Below are 8,023 nucleotides of genomic sequence, written 5' to 3' on the forward strand. Positions count from 1 at the left end.
GGGTCGCCACCCTCGAGAACTGCGACGACGGAGTTGGTGGTCCCGAGGTCGATACCGACCGCACGAGCCATGGTGAATCCTCCCTGATAATCGAGCTTTGTATGCACTACGCTACTGAGTGAACCGCGCTCAACATTGCCCTCTGCGTAGTACCGCTGTCAAGCCAAGGTTGAGTCTGTATCACTCAAGGTTGTCAAAGTGCTCAACGGGAGCGCCTCAGAGATTGTTCCCAGACGACATAAATAGTCGAAAGACCCAGCTCAAGCGGCTTGCCCGACCCCAGATCTGCGGACTAGTGGCGGTTGTAGAGGATTCGACGTGCTCGTGCAGCTTCCTGTACATCGGTGGGGCCTCATACGCGTCGGTGATCACTTCGATGTAGGCGGCACCATCGGCGTGCTCGGCCGTCTTGAGCGCGTCGTCAAGCACGCCGCAGCCGCTCACCCGCGCAGAGAACCACCCCTGGCAGCCAAGAGCGTGCGGCAGCTCGACATAGTTCCACGCCGCGATGTCGTTGTAGCCCAACGCCATGTCCTTGCACAGCATGCGCTCGCTCAGATAACCAGAGTTGTTGAGCACGAAGACAATCGGGCGCAGCCCGTGACGGCCGAGCTGGCTGAGCTCCTGGGCGGTCATCTGATGTGGGTGAATGACGGTTTCACCGCAATATCCCGTTATCGGCTGCGTTCATCCCGCCTTAACCAGCCACATCCTGACGCGCCAACTTCTTCTCAACGCACTGGTGGAGAGCACCGAAAGGTTCATTGAGTTCCCCCGTCGCAAACGTCGCGCCGTTGCCCGCCGTGGGATAGTTTCGCAACCAACTCCTGAAGCGGTCGTGCCCGGCGCCGCAGCATTGCCCCATGACGATAGGAACTCAATGCCATCGCCGCCCAGCACGCCCGACCCGGCTGGTCACGCAGCCGCCGATAATCGATTCGCTCGCGAAGACGCGGGTTATCACCACGATCTCAGCAACCGCCAGATGCAGATGATCGCGATCGGCGGCGCCATCGGGACCGGATTGTTCATGGGCGCCGGAGCACGGCTGGCATCAGCGGGCCCCGGTTTGTTCCTGGTTTACGGGATCTGCGGCGCCTTCGTCTTCTTGATCCTGCGCGCGCTCGGCGAACTGGTGTTGCATCGCCCGGCGTCGGGATCGTTCGTCTCCTATGCTCGCGAGTTCTTCGGGGAGAAGGCGGCTTTCGTTGCGGGCTGGATGTACTTCCTGAACTGGGCGATGGCGGCCATCGTGGACAGCACCGCGATCGCGAGCTACTTCCACTACTGGACCGCGTTCCAGGCCGTCCCGCAGTGGACGCTCGCACTGATAGCACTGGCGGCGGTGGTATCGGTCAACCTGATCTCGGTGAAGGCCTTCGGCGAGTTCGAGTTCTGGGCGGCGCTGATCAAGGTGATAGCCCTGTCGACGTTCCTGGTCGTCGGAATCGTCTTCCTGGCCGGCCGCTTCAAGATCGAAGGAAAGACCACCGGGCCCCACATCTGGGCCGACCACGGCGGGTTCTTGCCGACCGGCCTGCTGCCGTTGGTGCTGGTGACCTCGGGAGTGATATTCGCTTACGCCGCAGTCGAATTGGTCGGTACCGCGGCCGGAGAAACCGCGGATCCGGAGAAAGTCATGCCGCGCGCGATCAACTCGGTGATCGCCCGGATCGCGGTCTTCTACTGCGGGTCAGTGCTTTTGCTGGCGCTGCTGCTCCCCTACACCATGTACAAGCACGGCGAGAGCCCGTTCGTCACCTTCTTCTCTCACATCGGTTTCAGCGGCGCCGGCACGCTGATGAACGTGGTGGTTCTCACCGCCGCGTTCTCCAGCCTGAACGCCGGACTGTATTCCACCGGCCGGATTCTGCGGTCGATGTCGGTGAACGGCAGCGGCCCGAAATTCACCGCGCGGATGTCGAAAAGCGGTGTGCCGTATGGCGGAATCCTGCTGACCGCCGTCATCGGGCTGTTCGGCGTCGTGCTCAACGCCGTCAAACCCAGCGAGGCCTTCGAAATCGTGCTCAACATCGCCGCTGTGGGCGTCCTGGCGGCCTGGGGCACCATCGTGCTCTGCCAACTCCGGTTTTACAGCAAGGTGAAGGCCGGAACGTTGGAGCGGCCGCACTTCCGGATGCCGCTCACCCCGTACAGCGGCTATGTCACGCTGGTATTCCTGGTGGGCGTGCTGGTGTTGATGTGCCTCGACCCGGAGAAGGGGCCCTGGGTCACCGCGGCGCTGGTGGCTGCCGTTCCCGCCCTGATCGGCGGCTGGTTCCTGGTTCGTGACCGCGTCAGCAGCGCGGCCGAACTGGGCGAACCCACTGCCGATGTTCCCGAACTGACACCGGAGTAATAGAGCAACCGCTCTGTTACTATTGCGGGATGCCCCGCCCGCGCGTGTACGAGCCGGATCGGGTCTTGGACGCCGTCGAGTCACTGGCCGTCGCATCCGGGCCCGCCGCGGTCACCATCCGTGCGATCAGCGCCGGCGTCGGCGTTTCCAATGGCGCGCTCTACCACACCTTCGGGTCGCGCACGGCCCTGATGGGCCGCGCTTGGCTTCGGGCCGGACGCCGATTCCAGGCGGTGCAAAACGCGCTTGTCGACACGGCCTTGTCGGCCGGCCCGAAGGACGCCGTGGTCGCCGCCGCTGATGCCCCCGCGGTGTTCGCCGAGCAGCATCCGGCGTCCTCGAAACTGCTGTGGGCGATTTCCCGCGAGGAACTGCTGGAGTCGGATCTGCCCGACGACATCGCCGCCGAGATCCACGACCTCCACCGACTGCTGATCGGCTTGATGATCCGCCTCGCGGTCAACCTCTGGGACCGCAAAGACGCGCTTGCCGTCGACACGATCACCACCTGCATCGTCGACCTGCCGACCGCCATCATGTTGCGCCGCGACCGGCTGGCCAACCCAACGGCCCGTAAGCACCTGGGAGCGTCGGTGCGCGCGGTCCTCGACGTCGGACCACCACCCCTGAAGAAAGGTAAGTAATCGTGGGAATCAGCCTGAGCTACGAAGACAAGATCGCCGTCCTGGATCTCGGTGATGACGAAAACCGTTTCTCCCCAGACTTTCTCGACGCCGTTGACGCGCACCTCGATGAACTGATCGGGTCGGGCGCCCAGGGTTTGGTGACCACCGCCGGCGCCAAGTTCTACACCAACGGCTTGGACCTGGATTGGCTGACCGCGCACGGGGATCAGACGACGTGGTACGTCGGACGCGTGCAGGGCATGCTGGCCCGGTTCCTCACCTTGCCGGTGCCCACCGCTGCGGCTGTAGTCGGTCACGCGTTCGGCGCGGGGGCGATGCTGGCGCTCGCGCACGACTTCCGGGTGATGCGCTCCGATCGAGGCTTCTTTTGCTTTCCCGAGGTGGATATCCGCATCCCCTTCACACCCGGCATGGCCGCGATCATCCAGGCCAAGCTCACCCCGCAGGCAGCGGTTGCCTCGATGACAACCGGACGCCGCTTCGGCGGCGAGGACGCCGTGGCCCTGGGCATTGTCGACGCCGTCGCGGGCGAGGGCGCCGTGACCGGCGCGGCCGTCGACATCCTGCGCCCGCTCGACGGCAAGGACCCGGGCACGCTGGGGGCCATCAAGCAGACGATGTTCGGCGCCGCCGCGCAGGCGCTGACCGCGAGTACGTAAGAGCCGCAGAGCAATTAGCTTCACCCCAAAAACCCTGGACATCCCGTTGTTGGGCGCATAACGTACGCCTCGGGCGGCACTCTATTTTTGTAGATGGATCCGTGTGGATCGGCGCCGCGCCACGACCTCGCAGCGACGCGGGAAGGGACGACCCATGACAACGGTGCAGGCTGTACTCGACGAGATCCGCGACCAGCCTGGGACCGGCGACGTCATCCCGGTCGTCGATCCCTCCACCGAAGAGCAGATCGCCGAGTTCACCGACTGCGGCCCCGACGCCGTCGACGCGGCCGTCGCGCGCGCGAAAGCCAGTGCCGAGTCCGGGATCTGGTCGCAGAAGCCCGATTACGAGCGCGCCAAGATCCTGTGGCGCGTCGCCGAACTGATCGACAAGAACGCCGAGCTCCTCGCCGAGCTCGAAATGCTCAACGGCGGAATGTATCCCGCTCAAGCGGAGATGCAGGTGAAGATCGGCGCGGAGTGGTTCCGTTACTACGCGGGCTGGTGCACCAAGATCGACGGCATCGCGCGCGACGTCAACACCGGCGGTCTGACCGGGGTCGACTCGCACATGCACACCTACACCGTGCGCGAGCCCTACGACGTGGTCGGGCTGATCTTCCCGTGGAACGGCCCAGTCTTCAATTTCTGCGCAAAGCTGGCGCCGTCACTGGCCGCCGGCTGCAACAGCATCGTCAAACCCGCTGAGGAGACACCACTTTCAGCACACGTGCTGATGCAGATCCTGGCCGAGGCGGGAGTTCCCGACGGCGTGGCGAACCTGGTGAACGGTTACGGCCACACCGTCGGCGCGGCGATCACCGCGCACCCCGACGTGGAGAAGGTCGCGTTCACCGGTTCGACGGAGGTCGGTCGCGCGATCGTGCACGCCTCGGCCGACAGCAACCTCAACAAGGTCACCCTCGAGCTCGGCGGCAAGTCACCGGTGCTGATCTTCGACGACGCGAAGCTGAAGAAGGCAATCCCGATGTCGGCGTTCGGCACGTTCGTACACTCCGGGCAGGCCTGTGTGTGCGGCTCCCGCATTCTGGTGCAGCGCGGTGTCTACGACCAGGTCGTCGAGGGCATGGCGATGGTTGCCAATGCGATGAAGATGGGCGCCCCCAACGAAGAGGGCGTCATGAGCGGTCCGTTGATCAGCCAGAAACAGCTCACCCGTGTGCTGGGCTACCTCGATCAGGGCAGATCCGACGGTGCCGAGATCGTCACCGGCGGACACCGCCTCGACCGCAAGGGTTACTTCGTCCACCCGACGGTCGTCACCAACCTCGATCCCGACACCAGCCGGCTGTTCCAGGAAGAGATCTTCGGCCCGGTCGTGACGATCCTGCCGTTCGACGACGAGGACGAAGCGGTCGCGCTCGCCAACAACAGCACCTACGGGCTGGCCGCCACGGTGTGGACTAAAGACCTTGGCCGCTCGCACCGACTGGCCAAGCGGCTCAAGGCCGGAACGGTCGGGCTCAACTGCGCTTTCCCCTACGACCATTCGATGCCGTTCGGTGGCTACAAGCAGTCCGGCTGGGGCCACGAATCGGGCAAGGCCGGCATCGAGGGTTACCTGCAGACCAAGATCGTCTGGGCGCAGATGTAGCAGCCCTGCGCGGGGCCGACTCGCTCGGATTACGTTGGGTGCATGGCTCCCAAAATTGCGACGGCCGAGAAAGTCGGCCTCTCCGATTTACTCGATTTCGTCCGGCCGCGACACAGAATGGTGCTGACCACCTTTCGGGCGGACGGCTCGCTGCAGAGCTCGCCCGTCACCGGCGGGGTCGACGAGCAGGGCCGGGTGGTGATCGCAAGCTATCCCCAGCGCGCCAAGAGCGCCAACATCCGGCGCACTCCGAAGGCAAGCGTGGTCGTGCTCTCCGACGAATTCAACGGCGCCTACGTTCAGATCGACGGGGACGCCGAAGTGATCGACGTGCCCGAGGCGGTCGAACCGCTAGTCGACTATTACCGCGCGATCGCCGGCGAGCACCCCGACTGGGACGAGTACCGCAGGGCGATGCTCGACCAGCGCAAGTGCCTGATCCGCGTGACGCCGCACAGCTGGGGCCCGGTGGCGACGGGCGGCTTTCCTCCGGCGTGACGGCTGCGCAGATCGCGCGCTGCGCGGAGGCTGAAGTGGGCCGCGAAGTCGGACCCGAGGAGCACGATGTGGGGATGGACAGAAGTTTGCAGACGAGCGTCGACGAGATCGCCGACAAGATCTTCCGACTCTCCACCTGGCTCCCCGACATCAGTGAGCACGGCTTCACGTTCAACCAGTTCCTGCTGACCGGCGACCAGCCGTTTCTGTTCCATTGCGGTATGCGGCAGCTTTTTCCGTCGGTTTCGGCGGCCATCGCGAAGGTGATGCCATTGGAACAGCTGCGCTGGATCTCATTCGCGCACGTCGAGGCCGACGAGTGCGGGGCTATGAACCAGCTGCTGGCCGCCGCGCCACACGCCGAGGTCGTTCACGGCCCCTTGGCTTGCATGCTCTCGCTGAACGACCTGTGCGACCGGCCGCCGGTGTCGGTAGGTAGCGACGCGCACGACATCGGAGGGCACCGGCTGCGGTTCATCGCCACCCCGCACGTGCCGCACAACTGGGAAAGCGGGCTGTGGTTCGACGAAGCCACTTCTACGCTTTTGGCCGGCGACCTGCTCACGCACACCGGTCAATGCCCCGCTCTCACCGAATCCGATTGTGTGGCACCCGCTTTAGAGGCCGAGCTGTTATTTCACGCCACTGGCCTGACCACTAACCTGGCGCCTACATTGGAGCAGTTGGCGCAGTTGGAGCCGCGCACGCTGGCGTTGATGCACGGTGCTTCGTTCAGCGGCGACGGCGCTGGCCAGCTTCGTGGACTGTCCGACGCCTATGCGTCCATGATCGGCTAACCGCGCGTCACTGCCGCCACTTCGACCCGCTCCTGCGTACCCTTGATTTGCGATGTTTCTGTATGGGTTCAACACAACCGGGACAGGCGGCCGACTACTGGCCGGGCTGCTGCTGAGTGCCGCTCTGGTTAGCGGATGCAGCTCGCTCATCCATGGAAAGGCGGTCTCGTCGTCGGGTGCGGGACCCACCGAGCCGACATTCCCGAAGGCCAAGCCGTCGATACCCTCGCCGGCCCCCGCGCGGCCCGCGCCGCCAAGCGCCAACCCGCCGGCCGGTGCGATCCCGTTGCCCCCCGACAACAGCGGCCACGTATTCATCGAGACCAAATCCGGCCAGACCCGCTGCCAGATCGACAGCGACAGCGTCGGCTGCGAGGCGCAGTTCACCAACTCGCCGATGCAAGACGGCGAACGGGCCAACGGCGTCAACATCACCGCGAGCGGCGATGTGCAGTGGGTGCTGGGCAACCTCGGCGACATCCCGACGGTGACCATCGACTACCAGACGTATGACGCAGCCGGTTGGACGATCGCCGCCAGCGAAAGCGGCACCCGATTCACCAACGAGCACACCGGCCACGGCATGTTCGTCAGCATCGAAAAGGTCGACACCTTCTAACGGTTAGGCCCATCACCGCGGTTGGTCGAGGTAGCGGCGCGCGCCCCAGTAGTCCGTGTCCAGTCGAACCGGGGTGGTGCGCACCGGTGTCGTCGAGTCGAACGCCTCGATCATCTCGCCGTTACCGGAATACATGGCCACGTGATAGATCGCGTCGGGATTATCGGGGTCTCTGCTGCCGTGCGAGTAGAAGATCAGATCGCCGGGTTGCAACTCGGATTTGTCTATCGCGTGGCCCCCGCTATCGGCGGCTTGCGCATCGGCGTCGCGCGGCAGGGTGACGCCGTACACCTGGTAGATCGTGGAGGTGAAACCGGAGCAATCGAACCCGAACCCGGCACGACCGCCCCACAGGTAGGGGACGTTCACGAACGCGGCGGCGTACCGGACCAGATCGGCTCCGGTGGGATGCGCTATGTCCGTGGGCTTTTCGTAGACCTCCACTGTTCGAGCATCCAGCCACTTCGGGCCGCGGTCGGGGGTGGCCACCTGGACCGCCGTGTCAGTGCGACTCAGGACGGGAAGCCTGGTGTTGGTGCTGATCTCGAGGTCGTGATCGGATAGTCCGGATTCGCGGTACAGCCAGGTGGTGACGCCGCGATTGGCCAGCGCGAAGGAAGCGTGGTCCTTCAGTCCGCCGTAAGTTGCGTCGGTCATCAACTGGGCCTTGGGAATCCAGCCGGGGTAGCCCAGCGCGCTCTTAGGTGTGGGCTGGCCTGGGACCAGTACCTCCTCCCAGTCGCCCTGCTGCCCCACCACGTAGACACGGTCACCGAAGAGGGCCTGCGTCTGGGTGAGATTGTCCGAGGTGAGCGCTTGCTGCTGGGCC

10 protein-coding genes are annotated in these 8,023 nt (G+C 64.7%); 7 read left to right on the forward strand and 3 right to left on the reverse strand.

The window, feature by feature from the left end:
- Both VN856_RS28965 and VN856_RS27930 read right to left on the reverse strand, forming a co-directional pair.
- Nucleotides 1–71 (reverse strand): Hsp70 family protein (locus tag VN856_RS28965; RefSeq protein ID WP_414687074.1); only part of this gene is annotated, 71 nt, incomplete at its 3' end.
- A 145-nt stretch (nt 72–216) separates the two neighbouring features.
- The gene (locus tag VN856_RS27930; RefSeq protein ID WP_325695338.1) at nt 217–636 is read right to left on the reverse strand and encodes a thiamine pyrophosphate-dependent enzyme; all 420 of its coding nucleotides are present in this window, start codon (nt 634–636) and stop codon (nt 217–219) included.
- 244 nt (nt 637–880) lie between these two features.
- On the opposite strand from VN856_RS27930, the gene VN856_RS27935 reads away from it, so the two are divergent.
- The 7 genes from VN856_RS27935 to VN856_RS27965 all read left to right on the forward strand — a co-directional run bounded on the left by VN856_RS27935 (nt 881) and on the right by VN856_RS27965 (nt 7,194).
- Nucleotides 881–2,359 (forward strand): amino acid permease, encoded by a 1,479-nt coding sequence (locus VN856_RS27935; protein ID WP_325695340.1) that lies wholly within the window; start codon nt 881–883, stop codon nt 2,357–2,359.
- A gap of 29 nt (nt 2,360–2,388) precedes the next feature.
- Nucleotides 2,389–3,003, forward strand: coding sequence for a TetR/AcrR family transcriptional regulator (locus tag VN856_RS27940; RefSeq protein WP_325695342.1), 615 nt, complete (start codon nt 2,389–2,391; stop codon nt 3,001–3,003).
- A gap of 2 nt (nt 3,004–3,005) precedes the next feature.
- On the forward strand, nt 3,006–3,665 hold the full coding sequence (locus VN856_RS27945) for an enoyl-CoA hydratase-related protein (protein WP_325695343.1): 660 nt from the start codon (nt 3,006–3,008) through the stop codon (nt 3,663–3,665).
- A gap of 154 nt (nt 3,666–3,819) precedes the next feature.
- The gene (locus VN856_RS27950) at nt 3,820–5,280 is read left to right on the forward strand and encodes an aldehyde dehydrogenase family protein (protein ID WP_325695345.1); all 1,461 of its coding nucleotides are present in this window, start codon (nt 3,820–3,822) and stop codon (nt 5,278–5,280) included.
- A 42-nt stretch (nt 5,281–5,322) separates the two neighbouring features.
- Nucleotides 5,323–5,778, forward strand: a complete 456-nt coding sequence (locus tag VN856_RS27955) for a PPOX class F420-dependent oxidoreductase (protein ID WP_325695346.1) — start codon at nt 5,323–5,325, stop codon at nt 5,776–5,778.
- Between the two features lie 86 nt (nt 5,779–5,864).
- Nucleotides 5,865–6,575, forward strand: a complete 711-nt coding sequence (locus VN856_RS27960; protein ID WP_325695351.1) for an MBL fold metallo-hydrolase — start codon at nt 5,865–5,867, stop codon at nt 6,573–6,575.
- A gap of 52 nt (nt 6,576–6,627) precedes the next feature.
- Nucleotides 6,628–7,194, forward strand: a complete 567-nt coding sequence (locus VN856_RS27965; RefSeq protein WP_325695348.1) for a hypothetical protein — start codon at nt 6,628–6,630, stop codon at nt 7,192–7,194.
- Between the two features lie 12 nt (nt 7,195–7,206).
- Here VN856_RS27965 and VN856_RS27970 read toward each other — a convergent pair.
- Nucleotides 7,207–8,023, reverse strand: an 817-nt coding sequence (locus tag VN856_RS27970) for a C40 family peptidase (RefSeq protein ID WP_325695349.1), incomplete at its 5' end; no start/stop codon positions are given.

Source organism: Mycobacterium sp., from assembly GCF_035603715.1.
Classification (GTDB): Bacteria; Actinomycetota; Actinomycetes; order Mycobacteriales; family Mycobacteriaceae; genus Mycobacterium.